Origin of the sequence: Bacillus chungangensis (genome assembly GCF_030812995.1) — a bacterium.
GTDB classification, from domain to species: Bacteria; Bacillota; Bacilli; order Bacillales; family Bacillaceae_C; genus Bacillus_CF; species Bacillus_CF chungangensis.
The window spans coordinates 37,523-58,187 of record NZ_JAUSTT010000028.1 but is presented as its reverse complement, the minus strand read 5'-3'; the positions used below and the strand labels follow the sequence as shown (position 1 = coordinate 58,187).

At 37.5% G+C, this 20,665-nt stretch carries 20 protein-coding genes; 16 read left to right on the top strand and 4 right to left on the bottom strand.

Translation table 11 applies throughout. The annotated features are described in order from the left end of the window. Nucleotides 1–340: 340 nt before the first annotated feature. Nucleotides 341–901 carry an outer spore coat protein CotE gene (gene cotE, locus J2S08_RS18650; RefSeq protein ID WP_307232235.1) on the bottom strand — a complete coding sequence of 187 codons (561 nt, stop codon included), beginning with the start codon at nucleotides 899–901 and terminating at the stop codon, nucleotides 341–343. Between the two features lie 713 nt (nucleotides 902–1,614). Next, on the bottom strand, nucleotides 1,615–1,839 hold the full coding sequence (locus J2S08_RS18645; RefSeq protein ID WP_307232233.1) for a hypothetical protein: 225 nt from the start codon (nucleotides 1,837–1,839) through the stop codon (nucleotides 1,615–1,617). A 267-nt stretch (nucleotides 1,840–2,106) separates the two neighbouring features. On the opposite strand from J2S08_RS18645, the gene J2S08_RS18640 reads away from it, so the two are divergent. From J2S08_RS18640 to J2S08_RS18615, 6 genes are all read left to right on the top strand, one after another. Next, nucleotides 2,107–3,198, top strand: a complete 1,092-nt coding sequence (locus J2S08_RS18640) for a CotH kinase family protein (RefSeq protein WP_307232231.1) — start codon at nucleotides 2,107–2,109, stop codon at nucleotides 3,196–3,198. A gap of 380 nt (nucleotides 3,199–3,578) precedes the next feature. Next, nucleotides 3,579–3,806 carry a YqzK family protein gene (locus J2S08_RS18635; protein WP_307232229.1) on the top strand — a complete coding sequence of 76 codons (228 nt, stop codon included), beginning with the start codon at nucleotides 3,579–3,581 and terminating at the stop codon, nucleotides 3,804–3,806. 5 nt (nucleotides 3,807–3,811) lie between these two features. After that, nucleotides 3,812–4,705, top strand: coding sequence for a site-specific tyrosine recombinase XerD (xerD, locus tag J2S08_RS18630; RefSeq protein WP_307232227.1), 894 nt, complete (start codon nucleotides 3,812–3,814; stop codon nucleotides 4,703–4,705). 187 nt (nucleotides 4,706–4,892) lie between these two features. Next, nucleotides 4,893–6,077: a phosphopentomutase gene (deoB, locus tag J2S08_RS18625; RefSeq protein ID WP_307232225.1), complete on the top strand. Its 1,185-nt coding sequence runs from the start codon at nucleotides 4,893–4,895 to the stop codon at nucleotides 6,075–6,077. 165 nt (nucleotides 6,078–6,242) lie between these two features. After that, nucleotides 6,243–7,070, top strand: a complete 828-nt coding sequence (locus J2S08_RS18620; RefSeq protein WP_307232224.1) for a purine-nucleoside phosphorylase — start codon at nucleotides 6,243–6,245, stop codon at nucleotides 7,068–7,070. A 6-nt stretch (nucleotides 7,071–7,076) separates the two neighbouring features. Next, nucleotides 7,077–8,378: a pyrimidine-nucleoside phosphorylase gene (locus tag J2S08_RS18615; RefSeq protein ID WP_307232222.1), complete on the top strand. Its 1,302-nt coding sequence runs from the start codon at nucleotides 7,077–7,079 to the stop codon at nucleotides 8,376–8,378. A 557-nt stretch (nucleotides 8,379–8,935) separates the two neighbouring features. On the opposite strand, the gene J2S08_RS18610 is transcribed toward J2S08_RS18615, so the two are convergent. Further along, nucleotides 8,936–9,805 carry an alpha/beta fold hydrolase gene (locus tag J2S08_RS18610; RefSeq protein ID WP_307232220.1) on the bottom strand — a complete coding sequence of 290 codons (870 nt, stop codon included), beginning with the start codon at nucleotides 9,803–9,805 and terminating at the stop codon, nucleotides 8,936–8,938. Between the two features lie 186 nt (nucleotides 9,806–9,991). On the opposite strand from J2S08_RS18610, the gene J2S08_RS18605 reads away from it, so the two are divergent. From J2S08_RS18605 to J2S08_RS18575, 7 genes are all read left to right on the top strand, one after another. Continuing rightward, nucleotides 9,992–11,155, top strand: coding sequence for a D-alanyl-D-alanine carboxypeptidase family protein (locus J2S08_RS18605; RefSeq protein ID WP_307232218.1), 1,164 nt, complete (start codon nucleotides 9,992–9,994; stop codon nucleotides 11,153–11,155). 194 nt (nucleotides 11,156–11,349) lie between these two features. Beyond that, nucleotides 11,350–11,700 (top strand): anti-sigma F factor antagonist, encoded by a 351-nt coding sequence (spoIIAA, locus tag J2S08_RS18600; RefSeq protein WP_307232216.1) that lies wholly within the window; start codon nucleotides 11,350–11,352, stop codon nucleotides 11,698–11,700. After that, nucleotides 11,701–12,141: an anti-sigma F factor gene (spoIIAB, locus tag J2S08_RS18595; protein ID WP_307232215.1), complete on the top strand. Its 441-nt coding sequence runs from the start codon at nucleotides 11,701–11,703 to the stop codon at nucleotides 12,139–12,141. Nucleotides 12,142–12,153: 12 nt separating this feature from the next. Beyond that, nucleotides 12,154–12,912 carry an RNA polymerase sporulation sigma factor SigF gene (gene sigF, locus J2S08_RS18590; RefSeq protein WP_307232213.1) on the top strand — a complete coding sequence of 253 codons (759 nt, stop codon included), beginning with the start codon at nucleotides 12,154–12,156 and terminating at the stop codon, nucleotides 12,910–12,912. A gap of 184 nt (nucleotides 12,913–13,096) precedes the next feature. Beyond that, nucleotides 13,097–14,581: a spore germination protein gene (locus J2S08_RS18585; RefSeq protein ID WP_307232211.1), complete on the top strand. Its 1,485-nt coding sequence runs from the start codon at nucleotides 13,097–13,099 to the stop codon at nucleotides 14,579–14,581. Nucleotides 14,582–14,746: 165 nt separating this feature from the next. Then, entirely contained in the window at nucleotides 14,747–16,066 is a 1,320-nt protein-coding gene (gene lysA, locus J2S08_RS18580) for a diaminopimelate decarboxylase (RefSeq protein ID WP_307232209.1), read from the top strand. A 284-nt stretch (nucleotides 16,067–16,350) separates the two neighbouring features. Continuing rightward, on the top strand, nucleotides 16,351–16,719 hold the full coding sequence (locus J2S08_RS18575) for a GNAT family N-acetyltransferase (RefSeq protein ID WP_307232208.1): 369 nt from the start codon (nucleotides 16,351–16,353) through the stop codon (nucleotides 16,717–16,719). A 232-nt stretch (nucleotides 16,720–16,951) separates the two neighbouring features. On the opposite strand, the gene J2S08_RS18570 is transcribed toward J2S08_RS18575, so the two are convergent. Then, nucleotides 16,952–17,047 (bottom strand): YjcZ family sporulation protein, encoded by a 96-nt coding sequence (locus J2S08_RS18570; RefSeq protein WP_307232206.1) that lies wholly within the window; start codon nucleotides 17,045–17,047, stop codon nucleotides 16,952–16,954. 425 nt (nucleotides 17,048–17,472) lie between these two features. Between J2S08_RS18570 and J2S08_RS18565 the strand changes: the two genes are divergently transcribed. From J2S08_RS18565 to J2S08_RS18555, 3 genes are all read left to right on the top strand, one after another. Further along, nucleotides 17,473–18,237 carry a segregation/condensation protein A gene (locus J2S08_RS18565; RefSeq protein WP_307232241.1) on the top strand — a complete coding sequence of 255 codons (765 nt, stop codon included), beginning with the start codon at nucleotides 17,473–17,475 and terminating at the stop codon, nucleotides 18,235–18,237. A gap of 156 nt (nucleotides 18,238–18,393) precedes the next feature. Further along, complete coding sequence (gene scpB, locus J2S08_RS18560; RefSeq protein WP_307232204.1) at nucleotides 18,394–18,981, top strand: SMC-Scp complex subunit ScpB; 588 nt, start codon at nucleotides 18,394–18,396, stop codon at nucleotides 18,979–18,981. A 543-nt stretch (nucleotides 18,982–19,524) separates the two neighbouring features. Beyond that, complete coding sequence (locus J2S08_RS18555) at nucleotides 19,525–20,664, top strand: D-alanyl-D-alanine carboxypeptidase family protein (RefSeq protein ID WP_307232202.1); 1,140 nt, start codon at nucleotides 19,525–19,527, stop codon at nucleotides 20,662–20,664. The last annotated feature ends 1 nt before the right edge of the window (nucleotide 20,665 follow it).

Genomic DNA, 20,665 nt, shown 5'->3' with positions numbered 1-20,665 from the left:
AATGCAAAAGTTATCAAAGCCGGTGAAATTTTACTCGTCGTAAAATTTCACCGGCTTTTTCATGTCAGAGGTGGGTTTTGTCCCAACCTCTTTTTATATAGTCTCGAAGGAATGATGGGGGGATATTTTCTATTCAGCAATGAAAAAAACTAGGAAGTCCTCTCCCTAGTTTTGTTGTTATATCATAATGGAGAGAAGACACAACTTTTTTCGTGCAGCGATCTCCTTTCCTAAATTGTATTGAGGTTTCGAAAGCTTCTAGGCTTTTCATTACATCTATCTAATAGCCTGAGATCCTGTGTACCCTAGTATGGAACGCCTATTATTGTTCTTCCCCCTGTTAATCCTTCTCATCTTTTTCTGTCTCTGATAAGAAATGAGGATCTATTTCCTCTAATTCTTCATCGTCCAAGTCTGTGCTCCAATCTTCATCATCATCATCACTACTGCACCCATCGGAATGTATAGCGACGCAAACTTTTGTTTCTCCAATCACTTCAACAAGAAATTCTCTTTCAACTGTCACAATAACTCTGTTGCCATTTTTAGATATTACTGCTTCCAAGCAATTTGGCTGCTGAAGTACTCGTGCCGATATTTCTTTATCGTTCAAGCTGTCTGAATCACGATATTTCAGTTTGATTACATCTGTGTATTCAACTTTTTCTGTAACAACAGATGTTTTTGTATTGTCATGATGAGAATACCAAACATTAATATCATAAGAACCACATACCTCTATTTTTTTGCCAATTTTTCGTGCTTCGTACTTATGATTAATAATCCAACAGCCCAAAATGCTCGATGGGTGGTTTGGCGGTTTTACAGTATGATTGGACTTTGTAAACTTCCGCCCTTTCGCAACAACCGCTTTTGTAATAATCTCTCTACATTCTGCCATTCGAGCGAACCCTCCTCACTTATTTTCATTTCATCTTATGCTTAAAAATAGACTAGTGTGCCGATCATAAAGAAGGAGATCGCCCATTTTTGATCATCCTTCCATTAACCAATGTTTCATGGTATATCGTATGAATATTATTTTTGAAGGTGTGCTTTGCAAAAAATTAAATATACATTGTAGGAAAATCACTTCAAAAATTGATGCGAGAATTCTGAAATGATTGTTGAAGCTATTGATTGATCCAACCTCATTTAAAGCTGTACTTGATCATCGAGAAAAACAGCAGGGATGATTTATACATTGAAAAAACTTCTTATCATAAGGAGAAAAGAAGAATAAGATAATTAAAATGGTGTATGTAATAAGTGCAAGTTGAGGAAAAGTTATATAGATAATTTTTTTTAGAAGGAATGAAACGAAAAAAAAAATAAGAGGGAAATTTAACAGTTTTCTTCACATTCCCTCTTACTCTATTGTCTTTTTAAAAAATTACTCGTTGCTTAATCGATAGTCCCACATGTTTCCATCTCTCCAAAAACTTCTTTTCCTTCTAAAAGTAGTCCTGCGTCTAGATGTTCTGCGACCAGATCTTCTCCTCTTTGTACAACGTACTCTACATCGTATAGAAGTTCTTCTTCTCCTAGTCGTTCTTCTTCTAGTCGTTCTTCTTCTAGTTGTTCTCCGACAGCTAGAACTTCTTCTTCTCCGTCTTACTGTACAGTGTACTTTACAACGAATAGAAGTTCTCCGTCGTCTGGTTGTTCTGCGTCTAGTCGTTCTTCTTCTAGTCGTTCTCCGACATCCAGAAGTTCTGCGTCTCCGCGTACAGCGTACTCTGCATCGTATAGTCGTTCTCCGTCGTCTAGTCGTTCTTCGTCTTGATGTACACCGTCTTGTACGCCCTCTTCGACTAGGACCTTGAAACATAAAATCATCAGATCCTGATGAAATTAAGTCATCTGCAGCTCTTTGTATTTCATCACTGGAAATATAGCTCATTTATTAAACCTCCTTTTTTTTTAAAAAGGGAGACTGTACTTTATTTTCAAAATAAGATTCTGTATCCCTTTTCTTAATATAAGGTACGTGGACTGGTATATTTCTGCGTGAGGCATCCGCTCAATTATTGAAAATTGGTTTTCTGTCTATGTGGCAAATGTTTCATTTTTTCATACGATTAACAGCAAGGAGGGAATATTATAATGGAAAACAAATCAGAATTGCCTTTATATAAACTTTTTATTAATCCCATGGACTTAATGGAACTTAAAAGAGATATTTGGAATGATGAGCCAGTTCCTGCAATCTTAACGAAAAATAAAAAAAAATATGACATTGATATTGTATATCGCGGAGAGCATATTCGAGATTTTTCAAAAAAATCCTATCATATTTCCTTTTATAAACCTAATCGTTACCGTGGTGCTAAGGAGATTCATTTAAATGCAGAGTATAAAGATCCTTCTCTCATTAGAAATAAATTATCTTTCGATTTTTTTGAAGATATTGGAACATTATCGCCCCACTCTCAACATGTCTTTTTAACGCTAAATGGAAAAAAAGAAGGGGTATATTTGGAGTTAGAATCGGTAGATGAGAACTTTTTGACAAAACGGAAACTGCCAAACGGTGCTATTTTTTATGCAATTGATGGGGATGCTAATTTTTCACTCATGAGCGAACTTGATCACGAGGCAAAAAAATCGCTGAAACTTGGCTATGAAAGAAAATGTGGTACGCCTTTAGATGATTATTATTTACAAGAAATGATTTATAAAGTAAATACCATTTCTAAAGCCGACTTTGAAACAGAAATCATAAAGTTTATTGATATAAATAAATATTTGCGCTGGTTAGCTGGAATTATCTTTACGCAAAACTATGATGGCTTTGTTCATAACTATGCAATATATCGAAATGGTGAAACAGAATTGTTCGAAATGATTCCGTGGGATTATGATGCGACTTGGGGAAGGGATATAAATGGAGAAATAATGGATGCTGATTACGTTCGGATAGAAGGGTTTAATTCGTTGACAGCACGCATACTTGATGTTGATCAATTTCGAAAACAATATAAAAAATTGTTGGAAGAAATCATGGATCATCAATTTACAATAGAATACATGAAACCAAAGGTAGAATATCTTTACAATTTAATCCGCCCATCAGTTTTAATGGACCCTTTTGAGAAAGACAATATTGAGATGTTTGATCAAGAACCAGAGGTCATTTACGATTACATTGAAAGACGGCGCAACTATTTAACGAGCCGTTTAATCAAACTGGAATAGTAATTACGAATAAAAAATGAAATCTAAAAATGTTGCTATCGTATAGTGATATGAACAAACTGTTTGTACATCATAAGTAAAAATACCAATGAGGAGGAACTCATTGGTATAATGTTACAGATAAAATGATGCTATTATTCAAACCGCAATGTGTTTTTAATCATAAACGGTTTACTGGCATTGGAAGCAATCAAACTTTTGTTACTGTACGTGACTATTTAATAGATAAGCGCAACCAATTTATTACGTGCAAAGACTTTATTTATAAAGTTTGAAACAATCACTTGAAGACATGTATAAAATTGCTTGTAAATGTCATATGTTGTAATAATGAAGTTAATCTCTGAATAAATGAAAATAGTGAGGAGGAACGAAAAACAATGTACACTTTTATCAAAATAATGTTTCAAACAGTAAAAGTGTTTATTTTATTCCTAGGCTGCACAATCCTTTTTTACTATGGTATGATATGGATGAATCAGGAATATGAAAATTATCATCGCTATGACGAACCAGAGGGAAGATCAATAAAAGTTTTTCAGCAGCAAAGTATAGAGAAACCTCGCTGGCTAGAGCGTCTTTTACTTTTTTATGTAAATGGGGAGTAAGGTAGATGGAAGATCATATAAAAGATTTTGTTCATTATTTAACGGTTGAAAAAGGCTTGGCGAAAAATACAATCGTTTCCTATGAGAGAGATTTAAGATCGTATGCGGCATATCTTCAAAAAGTAGAACTGCTTAAGTCGTTAAACGAAGTAAACAGGACGCATTTGCTGCAGTTTTTAGGACATTTAAAGCAAAATGGCAAATCAGCGAAGACATTGGCCCGTCATGTAGCTTCGATCAGAGCATTTCATCAATTTTTACTGAGAGAAAAGATATGTGAGCAAGATCCTGCTGTTCATTTAGAAACACCACAGCAAGAGCAGCGTTTGCCAAAAGTTTTAAGCTTGTCTGAAGTAGAGGCTTTACTGGAAGCGCCGAAATCAAATTCCCCCTTTGACCTTCGCAACCGTGCGATGTTGGAACTCCTCTATGCGACGGGGATGAGGGTAAGCGAACTGATTCAGATGAAGCTTGATGACCTCCATTTGGCTATGGGTTTTGTAAGATGTATAGGCAAAGGGGATAAAGAACGGATTATTCCAATTGGACAAACAGCAATTAAAGTAATGGAAGCGTATTTAGTCAATGGACGTCCACACCTTCGTTCTGCCAAACATCGTTCAAATGCGCTATTTTTGAATCATCATGGCAAAGCGATGTCAAGACAAGGTTTCTGGAAGATATTGAAAAAAATTGCTGTAGATGCAGGAATCGAAAAACCATTAACGCCCCACATGCTTAGGCATTCTTTTGCAACACATCTATTAGAAAATGGTGCAGATTTGCGCGCTGTTCAGGAATTGCTTGGCCATGTGGATATTTCCACTACACAAATTTATACCCACGTGACAAAAACAAGACTGAAAGATGTCTATACGACATTTCATCCCCGAGCGTAAAGTGAAACTCCATTTATCTAATTGGCAGCTTCACTTTATTTTTGTTTTACGAATTTGATGTGTAATGGAAGTAAAAGTTCGTAAAAAAAACAAGACGTCAGACATCATACTTGGTAAATGAAAAAGAAAAATGTATGATAGAAGTAGGAAGATATTTTCTCATTTTTTTCCACAGGGAGGACATAGCATGAAAAACACGACATTTAAAAGAATTCATTTATTAGTGATGGACTCAGTAGGCATTGGTGAAGCGCCTGATGCTGCATTATTTGCTGATACTGGCTCTGATACGTTGGGACATATAGCAGAAAAAATGGATGGCTTAAAGATGCCAAATATGGGTAAATTGGGACTCTCTAATATTCGTGCAATAAAAGGAATTGATAGAGCTGAAAAACCACTCGCTTATTTTACCAAGATGAAAGAAGCATCGAACGGCAAAGATACGATGACAGGCCATTGGGAAATAATGGGTTTACATATAAAAACACCTTTTAAAGTGTTTCCAGAAGGTTTTTCTGAAGAGTTATTAAATAGGCTAAAAGCAGAAACTGGCAGAAATATTATTGGCAACAAGCCTGCAAGTGGAACAGCTATTATTGAAGAACTCGGAAAAGAGCATATGGAAACTGGAGCGATGATCGTATATACATCGGCTGATTCTGTCCTGCAAATTGCCGCCCATGAAGAGATTATACCATTGAAAGAGCTGTATCAGATTTGTGAAATTGCCCGTAAGCTCACATTAGATGAGAAATATATGGTGGGCCGTGTTATTGCTCGTCCTTTTATTGGAGAGCCAGGACAGTTTAAGCGCACGCCTAATCGCCATGATTATGCACTAAAACCATTTGGACGAACAGTGATGAATGAATTGAAGGATGCACAACTTGATGTTATTGCGATTGGGAAAATTTCTGATATTTATGATGGAGAAGGAGTTACTGAAGCAATTCGATCGACTTCAAATAAAGATGGAATGGATAAATTCATTCAAACCTTCGACAAATCGTTTACTGGCATCAGCTTTGCTAACCTCGTTGATTTTGATGCAATGTTTGGACATCGCCGCGATCCGATTGGCTATGGAAAGGCACTGGAAGAATTTGATGCTCGCCTGCCAGAAGTATTTGAAAAAATGACAGAAGATGATTTATTAATTATTACAGCTGATCATGGGAATGACCCTACACATCCAGGAACGGACCACACACGTGAATATGTACCTTTACTTGTGTATTCGACACGCTTTCAATCTGGCAAGGAACTTCCTATTAGAGAAACATTTGCTGATATTGGCGCAACGATCGCTGATAATTTTCATGTTCAACTACCGAAACATGGAACTAGTTTTTTGGATGAATTGAAGTAATGAAAGTACTTTATCGATTAAGAAATATTTGTATAAACGATTCCATTGAGTCATTATTTTTGATAGGACAAAAAAGAATCAGTAGGAAGCACTTTATGAGATCGATATGCGAAGTCGAAAGATGAATAAAAGGTGTAAAAGCACTGATAGTGAGGAGAGAAACACGTGAATTTTTCACAAGTAGAAGCGGCAGCAGCATTTTTACAGAAGCAATATCAGCAAGTTCCTAGTCTTGGCTTTATTTTAGGGTCGGGTCTTGGCATCTTGGCTGATGAAATCGAAAACCCACTAAAGATTAAATACGATCAAATCCCTCATTTTCCTGTTTCAACTGTAAAAGGCCATGCGGGTCAACTTGTGTTCGGCCAGTTGAATGGAAAAGAAGTTGTCATGATGCAAGGGCGTTTTCATTATTATGAAGGGTACTCGTTTCAAGAAGTTGCCTTTCCTGTTAGGGTAATGAAACAGTTAGGTGTTGAAATGTTAATTGTAACCAATGCTGCTGGCGGCATCAATGAACAGTATACACCTGGAGATTTTATGCTGATTTCCGATCATATTAATCTTATGGGAGGAAATCCGCTGATTGGACCGAATATAGAACAATTTGGAGATCGTTTTCCTGATATGTCAGAAGCATATAACCAGGAGCTAAGGGAATTAGCGAAAAAGATTGCAAAGAGAATGGAGATGAAAGTTCAGGAGGGGGTATATGTTGGCAATACTGGCCCTGTCTATGAAACCCCAGCAGAAGTAAAAATGGCTAGAATACTTGGCGGCGACGCAGTGGGAATGTCAACAGTACCAGAAGTCATTGCTGCTCGTCATGCTCGTTTAAAGGTTTTGGGAATTTCTTGTATTTCAAATATGGCAGCTGGAATCCTAGATGAGCCGCTGACGCATGAAGAAGTAATCGAAACAACTGACAAAGTAAGAGCTGACTTTATTCGCTATCTAAACGCAATTGTGAAAGAGATAGAAATTACGAGGTGAGAGAGAATGAGAATGGTTGATTTGATTTTAAAGAAGCGCGGAGGTCAAGTATTAACGGCTGAGGAGATTCAGCAATTTATTCATGGCTATACAGAGGGAGCCATTCCAGATTATCAAGCGAGTGCACTTTTAATGGCGATCTATTTTAAAGGAATGAGTGAACAGGAATGTGCCGACTTAACAATGGCAATGGTTCAATCAGGCGAAACGATTGATCTTTCAGAGATTAAAGGTGTGAAGGTCGATAAGCACTCAACTGGAGGTGTTGGTGATACAACAACATTAATACTTGGTCCACTAGTAGCGTCAGTCGGGGTTCCTGTAGCCAAAATGAGCGGGCGCGGGTTGGGTCATACAGGCGGTACGATCGATAAATTAGAGGCGATTAAAGGTTTTCATGTTGAATTAGAGAAGGAAGCATTTATTCAAATTGTGAATGAAAACAAAATCGCGGTCGTTGGACAAAGTGGCAATCTTACACCAGCTGACAAAAAAATCTATGCACTAAGAGATGTAACTGGAACAGTGGATAGTATTCCTCTCATAGCTAGTTCAATTATGAGTAAAAAAATTGCTGCTGGTGCTGATGCCATTTGTTTAGATGTAAAAACGGGTGCAGGTGCATTTATGAAAACTGTTGAAGAAGCACAGCAGCTTGCGAAAACGATGGTACAAATTGGGAATCATGTTGGAAGGAAGACAATGGCGGTCATATCTGATATGAGTCAACCTTTAGGAAATGCAATTGGCAATGCTTTAGAAGTAAATGAAGCGATTGACACACTAAGGGGCAATGGACCAAAGGATTTGACAGAGTTATGTCTTACACTTGGAAGCCACATGGTTTACATGGCAGGAAAAGCAGAAACAATAGACAGTGCTCGGGAAAAATTAGAAACTGCGATTAAAGATGGTTCTGCGATTACAACTTTTAAACGCTTTATTGAATCACAAGGTGGAGATGGGACAGTTGTAGACGACCTATCGAAGCTTCCGCAGGCCGCATATGTAATAGAGTTCTCAGCAGAGGAAGATGGCTATATTTCAGAGCTTATTGCTAATCAAATCGGAGAGGCTGCCATGCTATTAGGAGCAGGACGAACAAAGCTTGATGATACGATTGATTTAGCAGCAGGGCTTGTCTTGCATAAAAAGATAGGCGATCAAGTTCAGCCGGGAGATGTACTTGTCTCTATTCATTCCAATCGTGAAAATGTTGATGATGTCAAAGAAAAATTGAAAGCGAGCATCCGTATTTCAAAGCAAAAGCAAGCAGCACCTCCACTCGTTTACAAAGAGATATTATAATTGAATGACCCACGACACTTGACGTGTGGGATTCCTATACCTACGGTTATATAGCAGGTTAACCCCGTAGTCTTTACGGTTAAGTGTGGTCTACTTGGTTTTCGATTGTTCTATTTTATGAGTGGGGGATGAGAGAAAACCCCACTCATGGAAGTTTCACTTTATCCCTCTTTCCTCGTATGTTTTCTGAAGAGTGATAGACCTTCCTAACATTTTTCCAAATGCTCATCAAGGATGTGAATAATTTTACTTGGTTCGGCGTATTTAGCAAACATTAAGGCTGGATAAAGTGAATGAAATGATGGTAATGGATTTTGACACTGGGAAAATAGTAGTTTTTTGAAATGTTTTTAACAGATGATGTAATTCGATAAATCGTCTTGTCTAGGGACCTTCCTCTTGTATCATTTATACGGATTTCACATAAGGGAAGCCGTCTCAGAGTTAATTGTTTGCTTCTCAATAAGTAAGGAAAAGGACAATGGACTCTAAATTCGTGGCAACTCTCCAAACTACAGCAAATTTCCTTACGTTATTTTTTAACTTTTTACTCTTTCTTAAAAGCTCTTACTTCCATTATCGATGCTGTCAAAAAAGAGCTTAATCTCTCTTTGGTATGCTTCCGCTTCTTCAATGTATGGAAAATGATTGCTTTCTTTGAAAATAGTCAACTTTGAATTTGTTATTAGTTTATGCATTTCTTTTGAATAGATAGCTGGACACTGTACATCGTGTTCTCCACATAAAATTAAAGTAGGTATACGGATATGCGGCAATTCTTTTCGAACATCATAATGCTGTAAATCTTTAATATAAGCTTTTATGCGGCTTCCAATCGTTTTCGATTCTGATTGGTCATTTGAAGAAAAATATTGATCGTACTTCTCAGGTCTATGCAAAGAATATTCAATCCACTTTCTTAAAGCACGTGTTCTTTGTTTTTTTGTAGAAAACGGAAAAAATAAGGTCAAAAAGATTTTCATGTATTCATTTCCGAATTTGCCTTTCGGATTGTAAAGGCACTGTTCATTTTTCATAAACTCTTTCGATGGCGCAGAGCAAGAAATAATAAACGATTCAAAAGATTCTGGGAAGGTAATAGCATAAGAAAGACCTAAAAATCCGCCTGTGGAATGGCCGGCAAAAGACCATCTTTCATGACCTAAAGCGATTCTGATACTTTCTAAGTCCTTTATCGTTTCGCGCATGGTCAGTTCCGACTTTGTTTTTACTTTATCTGAGTTTCCAGCATTTTTTAAATTGATTAAATAAACGGTTTTATGTTTAGTGAAGTGTTCTGCAAAAGCATCCCCTTTCTCGCTAAATGCTTCATAGAGATGACTAATACATATCGGGTCACCTGCTCCTGAAACAAAAACTTCAAAAGTGCCGCGGTCTGTTGAGACTACTTGTTGACTCCAGCTCATAATATGACTTCTCCCTCTTTTGTTAAATTAGTACTCAAATTGAGTATAAAAATAGGATAACATACTTTTTCTTATTTTTTTCATTGATATCATCCTAAAACAGCAGTGTATAAAATCAAAGTTGATGGACAAAATGGGTTTATGGATAATATTTCCGCTAATGAAGATGAAAATGGAGGGTTCTCAATGAAAAAAATTGTCATACTCCTATGTACTTTCTTGTTATTTCTAAGTATTGCTCCTACTGTTTTGGCAGATGAAAAAGGCGAAGAGCTCGCTTATGAAGCGAAGTCTGCTATTTTAATTGAACGGGATACAGGAGCTATTTTATACGATAAAAATAGTACAGAACAGTTATCACCAGCATCAATGACAAAGGTAATGACGATGCTTTTAATTATGGAAGCACTGGAGTCAGGAAAAATAAAAATGGAAGAAAAAGTTAGAACCAGCGAATATGCTGCTTCAATGGGAGGCTCGCAAATATTTCTCGAGCCTGGTGAAGAAATGACTGTAAAAGATTTGCTTGCGAGTATCGCGATTGGTTCGGCTAACGATGCATCTGTAGCATTGGCGGAAAGAATAGCCGGAAGTGAAAAAGCCTTTGTTAAAATGATGAATCAAAAAGCTAAGGCGCTTGGGCTAAAGAATACGAAATTTCAAAATACGACAGGACTTCCGGCAAAAGATCATTATAGTTCTGCATATGACATGGCTGTTATGGCAAAAGAGCTGTTGAAATATGAGAAAATTACTGATTTTACAAGCTTATATGAGCGTTATTTAAGAGAAGATACAGACAATAAATTTTGGCTTGTAAACACGAACAAGCTTGTTCGCTTTTATCCAGGTGTTGACGGCTTGAAAACAGGTTTTACAAGTGAAGCGAAGTATTGTTTGACTGCTACTGCGAAAAAAAATGGAATGCGTGTGATTGCAGTCGTTTTTGGCGCACCAAACCCAAAAACGAGAAATGCACAAATAACAAAAATGTTAGATTTCGCTTTTTCACAGTATGAAACTCATAAGTTATATGACAAAGGAGCGAAGCTTTCAAAAATCAAAGTGAGCAAAGGTGATAAAAAATTGCTGCAAACAATGACAGATGAGCAATTGTCACTATTAACTAAAAAAGGGGAAAAGTTAAACGACGTTACAAAAAAATTAGACATCCCTAAAAATGTGAAAGCACCAATTAAAAAAGGCGAAGTTATTGGAAAGATAAAGTTTGAAAAAAAAGGTGAAATCATCTTAGAAAGTAAGATTGTGGCAGCACAGGATGTGAAGAAAGCAAACTGGTGGCAGCTTTATAAACGGGTTCTTGGGCATTTTACGAAAATGGATGCATAAATTCACTAACTTTGGCGAATTTCTTCTAGTTTTGTCATGCGGCAGGAATTAGTCTAACGAAGAGAGAAATCACTTCCTAGTAACAAAATCATCGTGATCAATGAAATCATGCAAAGGAAGCAACCCATTGTTGACTTTGTATTGGCAGCTGCTTGATCACATATATGAGAAAAGACATAGAGGAGGCTAGGCTAGTGAGTCTGACGATTGACTTAGAAGTAAAAAGAGGGGTTTTATGTATTCGTCTTGATGGTGAACTAGATCATCATACAGCGGAAAAGCTTCGCCAAAGTGTCTCTGAAAAAATGGAGATGCATGATATTGACCACATTGTCTTAAACTTAAAGAATTTGTCTTTTATGGATAGCTCAGGATTAGGGGTTGTATTAGGGAGATATAAGGAGATTAAGCAAAAAAAAGGAGAAATGGTTGTATGTGCTATTTCGCCTCCGGTACAGCGTTTATTTGAATTATCTGGCTTGTTTAAAATTATCCGATTGGAAGCCTCGGAGCAATATGCACTACAACGATTGGGGGTTGCATAAATGAGAAATGAAATGCAATTACAGTTCAGTGCTCTTAGTCAAAATGAGTCGTTCGCACGTGTAACAGTTGCCGCTTTTGTTGCTCAGTTGGACCCAACCATTGATCAATTGACAGAGATCAAAACAGTCGTTTCTGAAGCAGTGACTAATGCGATTATCCATGGCTATGAAGGAAATCCGGCTGGACAAGTTTATATTTCTGCGGTGATCGAAGATGACTTTGTTGATCTAATCATTCGTGATGAAGGCATTGGCATTCAAGATATTGAACAAGCCCGAGAACCATTGTATACGACAAAACCTGAATTAGAACGTTCGGGAATGGGTTTTACGATTATGGAAAACTTTATGGATGAGGTAGAGGTAGAATCACACCAAGGCATGGGCACCACAATCCGCCTCAAAAAGCATTTAACGAAAAACAAGACGTTATGTAACTAAGGGGTGGTGCCTGTGGATGTTGAGCTTAAAAAAGGAGAAAAACAGACCTATTTAAAGGACAATGAAGTCAAGCAATTGATCAAACAAAGCCAGGCTGGTGATCCTAAAGCTCGTGATACCCTTGTGGAAAAAAATATGCGCTTAGTTTGGTCAGTTGTCCAGCGTTTTATAAATCGAGGCTATGAAGCAGATGATCTTTTTCAAATCGGCTGCATCGGCCTTTTGAAATCTGTGGATAAATTTGATCTTTCTTACGATGTCAAGTTTTCTACCTACGCAGTACCAATGATTATTGGCGAGATTCAACGTTTTATTCGCGATGATGGCACAGTAAAGGTAAGCCGCTCTTTAAAAGAAATGGGAAATAAAATTCGTAAAGCAAGAGACGAGCTCTCAAAAAAGTATGGACGCTCTCCTACTGTGACAGAACTTGCCGAACATTTGAATGTGACGATGGAAGAGGTCATTATGGCACAAGAAGCCGGACGATTGCCATCTTCCATTCATGAAACAGTCTATGAGAAAGACGGCGATCCCATCACCTTGCTAGATCAAATTGCAGATCAACAAGATCAGAAATGGTTTGATAAAATGGTGCTGGAGGAGGCGATCCGTGGTCTTACTGAACGGGAACGTTTAATCGTTTTTTTGCGATATTATAAGGATAAGACCCAATCGGAAGTAGCTGAACGTCTTGGCATTTCCCAAGTACAAGTTTCTCGTTTGGAAAAGCGAATATTGGAACAAATGAAGGAATATATGGATGTATAAGAAGTGACTCAAAAGAAGGCAATAGCGTTCTTTTGAGTCACTTCTTTTATTGTGAATCATTTTAATTTGGATAATCCATATCCCATTAATGAATACTCCTTAATGAATACTTCGCATAGCTGCTTTTTTTCAGTACATACTATGCAGTACTGATGATGATGATATGTAAAGGAGGAGAGAATAAGTGGAAACCAGTGATTTAAGTGTAAAAGAGCCAATTCCAAAACTTCCCCAAGATCTCGAAGCCATTTTAAAAAAACGGATGGGATTAGGAACGAGTTTCGACATTGGAGTAAGGCAGCTGAAAATTTTAAAGAAGGATATACACCTTTATTATGTGAATGGCTTGACTGATCCGCTGCTTACGACAGAAGTCATTCAAGAATTGGTAGAAATAAATGATGATGAGAGGCAATCATCTAAAATATATGAAATCATCCAAAATCGCTTGATTCATCAGTCTGTCAATCCTGTAAAAACGATCGACGAATTGGTAGACCAAGTATTGTCAGGACTTATAGCAGTGGTTATTGAAGGAGAAGAGAAAGCGCTTGTTGTAGATGTTCGCAGCTACCCAGGCCGAGAGCCAGAAGAGCCTGATACTGAAAAAGTTGTCAGAGGTTCAAGAGATGGATATGTAGAGAATATTATTGTAAACACAGCTTTAACACGGCGGCGTATTAGAGATGAACGTCTGCGTTTTGAAACGTTAAAAGTTGGAGAGCGTTCAAAAACAGACGTTGTCATTGGATACATCGACGATATTGTGAATGAAGACCTTGTTAAAACAATAAAAAAAGAGCTGGAAGCTATCCAAATTGATGGAATTACGATGGCAGAGAAAACGATTGAAGAGTATCTATTAAAGCAAGGGTATAATCCGTATCCGTTAGTTCGTTATACAGAAAGGGCTGATGTAGCTGCCAACCACTTATTAGAAGGACATGTTCTTATTTTTGTAGATACGTCACCAAGTGTCATCATAACGCCAATAACTTTTTTTCATCATCTTCAACATGCGGAGGAGTATCGGGAAGCACCATCAGTAGGAACGCTCATTCGATGGATTCGTTTTTTAGGTGTTGCAGTTTCACTATTTTTATTGCCATTATGGTATTTGTTTACACTTGACCCATCACTTTTACCAGAGAAACTCGATTTTATTGGTCCAAATAAACAAGCGGATGTCCCATTGATCATCCAATTGTTCCTTGCCGATATTGGCATTGACTTTTTGCGGATTGCAGCAATTCATACTCCGACTCCTTTATCAACGGCAATGGGATTGATTGCAGCTGTTTTAATTGGAGAAATTGCTGTAAAGGTAGGACTTTTTGTCCCAGAAGTAATCTTATTTGTTTCTGTTGCTGCCATCGGCAACTTTTCAACACCAAGCTATGAACTTAGCGTGGCAAATAAGATTGTCAGAATGCTGCTTTTATTTGCGGTTGCTTTTTTTAAACTGCCTGGATTCGTTATTGCCACAACCATTTTTATTTTGTACTTGGTAAAAACACGTGTTCTAGACGTCCCATATTTATGGCCGTTCATGCCTTTTAATCCGCAAGCTTTTATGCAAATTTTCTTGAGGCATGCAGTTCCGAGCATCCAGCGTAGGCCAAGTATTGTGCAGCCGCGGAACTTATATAGACAGCCAAAGAAATCTTAGCCACAATGATTGCGAAAAGGACTTTTCTATGATAAAGTAAACATTATTTCACGCGAATCGGGACGGATAAAAATAGGCAGTTTGTCACTTTGACAGCTGTCTCTTCTGTTTATAAAACAAATGAGACAAACAGCAAGAATCTTGGAAAAGAAAAGGGGAAAAGAGATGCACTTTTTTGGCAATATGAAAGTGAATGACAGTGGTCACTTAGAAATCGGCGGGGTGGATACATTATTATTGGCGCAAAAATACGGCACCCCTCTATATGTATATGATGTAGCTTTCATTCGGGAAAGAGCGAGGGCATTTAAATCCGCATTCGAAAAGCTTCAAGTCAAAGCACAAGTAGCTTATGCAAGCAAAGCATTTTCATCTATCGCAATGTGTCAGATTGTAAAGGAAGAAGGTCTGTCTTTAGATGTCGTTTCAGGAGGAGAACTGTATACCGCTATTGCGGCAGATTTTCCATCAAAGCAGATTCACTTTCATGGAAACAACAAAAGTGAATCTGAATTGCGAATGGCCTTAGATTATGACATTGGCTGTATTGTCGTAGATAATTTCCACGAGCTTGAATTACTTGAAGATTTATGTAAAAATCAACATCGAAAGGCTTCGATTTTACTACGGGTAACCCCAGGCATTGAAGCGCATACACATGAGTATATTTTAACAGGACAGGAAGATTCTAAGTTTGGTTTTGATTTACAAAATGGCCAAGCTGAAGCTGCTTTAAACAGGGCGCTTCAATCTGGCCACCTTAAGCTTCTCGGTGTCCATTGCCACATTGGATCACAAATATTTGAGGCAACAGGCTTTATAGTGGCAGCACAGAAAATTATTCAAAAATTAGCTGAGTGGAAAAAGAAATATCAATATGAACCAGCAGTTTTAAATCTAGGCGGCGGTTTCGGGATACGTTATACGAAAGAGGATCAGCCGCTTGCTCCTGAACAATATGTTGTAGCGATCGTAAATGAAGTGAGAAAATTAATGGCAGCTTCTCATATGACAATGCCGGAAATTTGGATTGAGCCAGGCCGTTCACTTGTTGGAGAAGCAGGAACAACGCTCTATACAATCGGGTCTAGTAAAGACATACCTGAAGTTCGAAAATATGTTTCTGTTGACGGAGGTATGAGCGATAATATTCGCCCTGCACTATACAATGCAGTATATGAAGCAGTTTTAGCATCCCGGCCGCTTGCTGAATCAGAAGAAACGGTATCGATTGCTGGCAAATGCTGTGAAACTGGCGATATGTTAATATGGGATTTGCCATTGCCGAAAACAAAGCAAAATGATATTTTGGCCGTTTTTTGTACAGGAGCCTATGGTTATTCAATGGCGAATAATTATAACCGAATCCCAAGACCTGCAGTTGTTTTCGTCGAGAATGGCAAAGATACACTCGTAGTAAAACGGGAAAGCTATGAGGACATGGCGAGGCTGGATATAAAGCTAAAAACAACGATCCCGAACTAAATGCTCACTTTTTCGTATATTCATTTCATGTACATGTTCAAAATGAGGAAGAACATTTTTGAGAGATTATATGTATAATATAAAGGGAGTGCACTTGTTGAGGAAAAAAAATATCATACTTTTTATTATCATTTTACTTATTTCTCTGGCATGGGGGGCTATTTATTTCTTTTGGAAGGTTGTAGGGTAACTGTAAAGCATGAGAATGTTTATTTTCCGGGGAGTATGTGAATAATGGAAGCACAGCAGTTAATCACTGCAATATCTATAACGAGGGATTTTAGATGTTAATTAGGTATAAAAAAGCCTTTGAAAAAATTGCTATGGGTCTTTTGTCGTTTATGCCAAATGAAAAAGACATAAAAAAATTACAGCAAACGATGAAGTCTTATGAAACTGAAGAAGTATGGCAATTGTTTTTATGGAAAGATGATGAGGATATCATCGGATTAATTGGTGTTATTTTAAGTGAAGAAGTTGCTGAAATACAACATATTTCTGTCAATCCATCCCATCGAGACGAGGGAATCGGAAAAAATATGCTAAAATCGCTTCAGGAAATTTACCAAGACAAAAAGTTGGTTCCAACTGAACATACGGCTGCATTTTTTGATAAATGTGATTTTTTGCAAGTAAAAAGCTTGGAAGAGTAATTCCAAGCTTTTTTGCTCGCCTTGTATGTAACTTATGAACAAAATTCTTGGGGGAGTGAATCCCCCAGCCAATTTCATATATCCCACATCTAACTGGCAGTAAGACCCCCACCTCAAGAGTAAGAGGAATCAGAAGCGCTAGGTGGGGACAACTGCCAGTAAATGTCCGATTGGTTCAACTAACCATCAGTGGGGGATGGAGAAAACCCCCACTGATGGAAGTTTCACTTTATTAACAAATATAGGCGCTTCCAACAATGACCAATAAAATAAACAGAACAACAATCAATGCAAAGCCACCGCCGTAGCCAAAACCTCCATCTCCCATAAAAATACCTCCTAACTTATACTTTCATTGTATTCTATGTAGGCATTCTAGAAATGTATAGGCCGCAGCCTATCTTGATGTTAGAAAAATGATTTTTCTATTGGAATCGAATTCTCCTTCCACTATACTAATAGTGGTGTTCAAAAAGGGCGGATAGCTAAAGACTGCATCTGTATAACGCTGCTGATTAAAGAGCAGAAAAAGTTCTGTCATCACTTTGATTTAGACTTTTTGCATAACACCCTCTAATACCACGTGCTTATAAAAGACAATAGAGATGAAGGAGAGCTGAAGGATCGCTGAAGGATCGCCTATTCATGGGAGCAGCATCTCCATTTGTTTTCTTCTTGGACATTGATCGAGTTCTACCCTTTTGTAGAACAAAATGAGATGAGTTGGAAGAAAATTTGATACAAGAAATGGTGATGATTTTGGAATATAATGTAAAGATAGATGTATTTGAAGGACCATTAGACCTTTTACTGCACTTAATTAATCGTTTTGAAATTGATATTTATGATATTCCAATGGCGCAAATAACTGAACAGTATTTCATTTATATTCATACAATGAAGGAGCTTCAATTAGATGTTGCAAGTGAATATCTCGTAATGGCTGCAACATTATTGGCAATAAAGAGCAGCATGCTGCTGCCGAAAAATGAGGAAGCAGTGTTAGATGAAGATATTGATTTAGAACCGATAGATGACCCACGTGAAGAGCTTGTCGAACGTTTAATGGAATATCGAAAATATAAAGAAGCGGCAAAGCAGTTAAAGGAACGAGAAGAAGAGCGACAGCAAATATATACGAAGCCTTCCAGCGATTTATCGGAATATACGAGTGAATTGGCGCCTGCCAAACTTGACGTTACAATTCATGATATGCTTGGCGCTTTTCATAAGCTGTTAAGACGGAAGCAATTACAAAAGCCATTGACGACAAAAGTGGCCAGACAAGAAATTTCAATTGAAGAGAAAATGGCTGATATTTTAACCGATTTAAAAAGAAATAGGAAAAGGAAAAGTTTCTTTTCTTTTTTTCCTCACTTCGAGAAGGAACAAATCGTTGTTACGTTTTTAGCAATTTTAGAGCTAATGAAACGCAATGAAATCATTGTTGAGCAAGAAAATAATTTTACAGATTTTTATCTTTCTCTTGCAGGAGATGAGCAAGATGTACAAGAATGACGAGCGAATAAGCAGAAAAAAAATGCTAATGACTAGACTAATACAAGAGGTGGTTCAAGTCCCAAGTTGTCACTTCTTTTTATAGAAAATATACGAAGGCAGCAGCACTTAAATGGATAGTCGTTAGAACAAGTATGAAAAGGAGGAACCTTTTTTTTGAATAGCAATCAATTAAATGGGATTTTAGAAAGTTTATTATTTGCTGCAGGAGATGGAGGGCTTTCATTAAAACAGATTATGCAAGTGATGGAAATCGGTCAATATGAAGCTCTGGAAACGATTGCATCACTGCAGCAAAGCTATGAAGAAAACGAAGATCGCGGCATCATGCTAGTAGAGCTTGCAGGAACATACCAATTGGCGACGAAGAAGAGCCATTCTGGATATTTAAAAAAACTTGCAACAACGCCGGGTGTAAGTACGTTATCACAAGCCGCTTTAGAAACATTAGCAATTATTTCTTATAAACAACCCATTACAAGAACAGAAATAGAAGAAGTTCGAGGCGTTAAAACAGAAAGGCCTCTTCAAACGTTGATGGCTAAGGGATTAATCAAGGAAGTAGGCAGAGCGTCCGGAACAGGAAGAGCCATCCTATATGGAACAACGAAAGAATTTCTAGACTATTTTGGTCTAAACGATATTAGTGAATTACCTGATCTGTTTGAAAATGAAGAAGAATTCTTGGATCAAGAGGAAGCAGATTTATTTTTTGATCGTTTACAAGATGATAACGATACATAAATGTACTTTTTAATCATGAAATAAGCTGCACCATTGAACAAAAATGGCACGGAGATCACCATTTACGATGATCCCCGTGCTTATTTTTGTTCATATTTCATCTTGTCCAGCATACACTTTTAGTGCATGTACAAAAAGAGAATACTTCTACAAGTGGGAGGCTTCCTTACCCCCTACTGATAAAAACAAACGCTAAGTTCGTGAACATCGTCGGAAAATGAAATCACTTTTCTTCGTGCGATGCCTTATCCTGTCGGCCCAAACCAATCAGACATTTAACGATCAGTTGCTTTACTTCATACATCGGCGCTTTCCTCAAATTGGGCTTGACTAAAAAGAACAAATAATTTCAAGGACAAAGCTAACGGCGATGGAGAAGATGGTGCCAAAATATAATGCGCTCACTTGATAACAGTACTTATACGTCGAGGTTGCATTGTAGCCCATCAGACCTAGAAAATGCAGCAGATAAATATACAAGCATCTTTTCTAACTTCGTTTTGATTTTTTGAACAACCTAGGAGGCGGGAGGAGCAATAAATAATGAAAAGACAGCCAGTCTATCATATTTTCCTCATTCTACTTATCATGTTCTTTTTCATCTTTCAGCAACAACATACAGCATCAGCGGAATTGTCTGTTAGTGGGAAAAGTGCCATTTTGATGGAGCAAAAAAGCGGGCGAGTCTTATTTGAAAAAGATGCTCATGAAACAAGAAGAATTGCTTCCATTACGAAGATCATGACAGCAATTCTTGCGGTAGAATCTGGGACTTTAAATGATACTGTAACAGTAAATGAAAAGGCAGTGTATACAGAAGGCTCTTCTCTTTATTTAAAAGTAGGAGAAAAAATAAAAATGGAAGATTTGGTGTATGGCTTAATGCTGCGTTCTGGCAATGATGCAGCTGTTGCGATTGCCGAACATATCGGCGGCAGTCTAGAAGGATTTGTTTTTTTAATGAATCAAAAAGCGGAAAGCATCGGAATGAAAAATACCCATTTTGCTAATCCTCATGGACTCGATGATCACGAAGATCATTATTCCACCGCTTACGATATGGCTTTGTTGACACGTTATGCAATGAATGATCATACATTTAGAAAAATTTCTGGTACGAAGGTGCATCATGCGCCAAATCCTGAAAGTGAATGGAATCGCAAGTGGGTAAACAAAAATCGTTTATTGACAGAAAAATACCGCTATTGTACTGGAGGAAAAACAGGGTACACGAAGCGAGCTAATCGGACACTCGTTTCCACTGCAACAAAAAATAATTTTAATCTAATTGCTGTTACACTCGATGCTCCAAGCGATTGGGAAGATCATATAAACATGTTTGAATATGGATTTTCTACTTATAAAGAAGTGATCGTGCTTGAAAAAGGGACGATTCCGATTAAGAAGGCGCAACAGCCAAATAAAGTATTAATCTTAAAGACGATTACGTACCCACTGTCAAAGAAAGAGTATAAAGATGTACGGATTAAATACAAGCTTATGAAGCCAAAAGAATGGGAAGAAAACGCTGAGAAGCATAAGATGGTTGGAAAAGCACAAATTTATTTTCAAGACCACATGATTAGTGAGATTCCTGTTTATGATGGGGAGAGCAAAGAAGAGAAGAAAGGTTTTTTTCATTTTTTTGTTTCAATATCTTTACAGATTGCTGGTGTGAAATAAA

Excerpts from the sequence above, each read along its gene's own strand:
- J2S08_RS18565 (WP_307232241.1), top strand. The coding sequence starts at position 17,473 with ATGATTTTGGAATATAATGTAAAGATAGATGTATTTGAAGGACCATTA.
- spoIIAB (WP_307232215.1), top strand. The coding sequence starts at position 11,701 with ATGAGAAATGAAATGCAATTACAGTTCAGTGCTCTTAGTCAAAATGAG.
- J2S08_RS18640 (WP_307232231.1), top strand. The coding sequence starts at position 2,107 with ATGGAAAACAAATCAGAATTGCCTTTATATAAACTTTTTATTAATCCC.
- cotE (WP_307232235.1), bottom strand. The coding sequence starts at position 901 with ATGGCAGAATGTAGAGAGATTATTACAAAAGCGGTTGTTGCGAAAGGG.
- J2S08_RS18555 (WP_307232202.1), top strand. The coding sequence starts at position 19,525 with ATGAAAAGACAGCCAGTCTATCATATTTTCCTCATTCTACTTATCATG.
- J2S08_RS18645 (WP_307232233.1), bottom strand. The coding sequence starts at position 1,839 with ATGATTTTATGTTTCAAGGTCCTAGTCGAAGAGGGCGTACAAGACGGT.
- xerD (WP_307232227.1), top strand. The coding sequence starts at position 3,812 with ATGGAAGATCATATAAAAGATTTTGTTCATTATTTAACGGTTGAAAAA.
- J2S08_RS18635 (WP_307232229.1), top strand. The coding sequence starts at position 3,579 with ATGTACACTTTTATCAAAATAATGTTTCAAACAGTAAAAGTGTTTATT.
- J2S08_RS18575 (WP_307232208.1), top strand. The coding sequence starts at position 16,351 with ATGTTAATTAGGTATAAAAAAGCCTTTGAAAAAATTGCTATGGGTCTT.
- J2S08_RS18610 (WP_307232220.1), bottom strand. The coding sequence starts at position 9,805 with ATGAGCTGGAGTCAACAAGTAGTCTCAACAGACCGCGGCACTTTTGAA.
- J2S08_RS18615 (WP_307232222.1), top strand. The coding sequence starts at position 7,077 with ATGAGAATGGTTGATTTGATTTTAAAGAAGCGCGGAGGTCAAGTATTA.
- J2S08_RS18570 (WP_307232206.1), bottom strand. The coding sequence starts at position 17,047 with ATGGGAGATGGAGGTTTTGGCTACGGCGGTGGCTTTGCATTGATTGTT.
- J2S08_RS18605 (WP_307232218.1), top strand. The coding sequence starts at position 9,992 with ATGAAAAAAATTGTCATACTCCTATGTACTTTCTTGTTATTTCTAAGT.
- lysA (WP_307232209.1), top strand. The coding sequence starts at position 14,747 with ATGCACTTTTTTGGCAATATGAAAGTGAATGACAGTGGTCACTTAGAA.
- deoB (WP_307232225.1), top strand. The coding sequence starts at position 4,893 with ATGAAAAACACGACATTTAAAAGAATTCATTTATTAGTGATGGACTCA.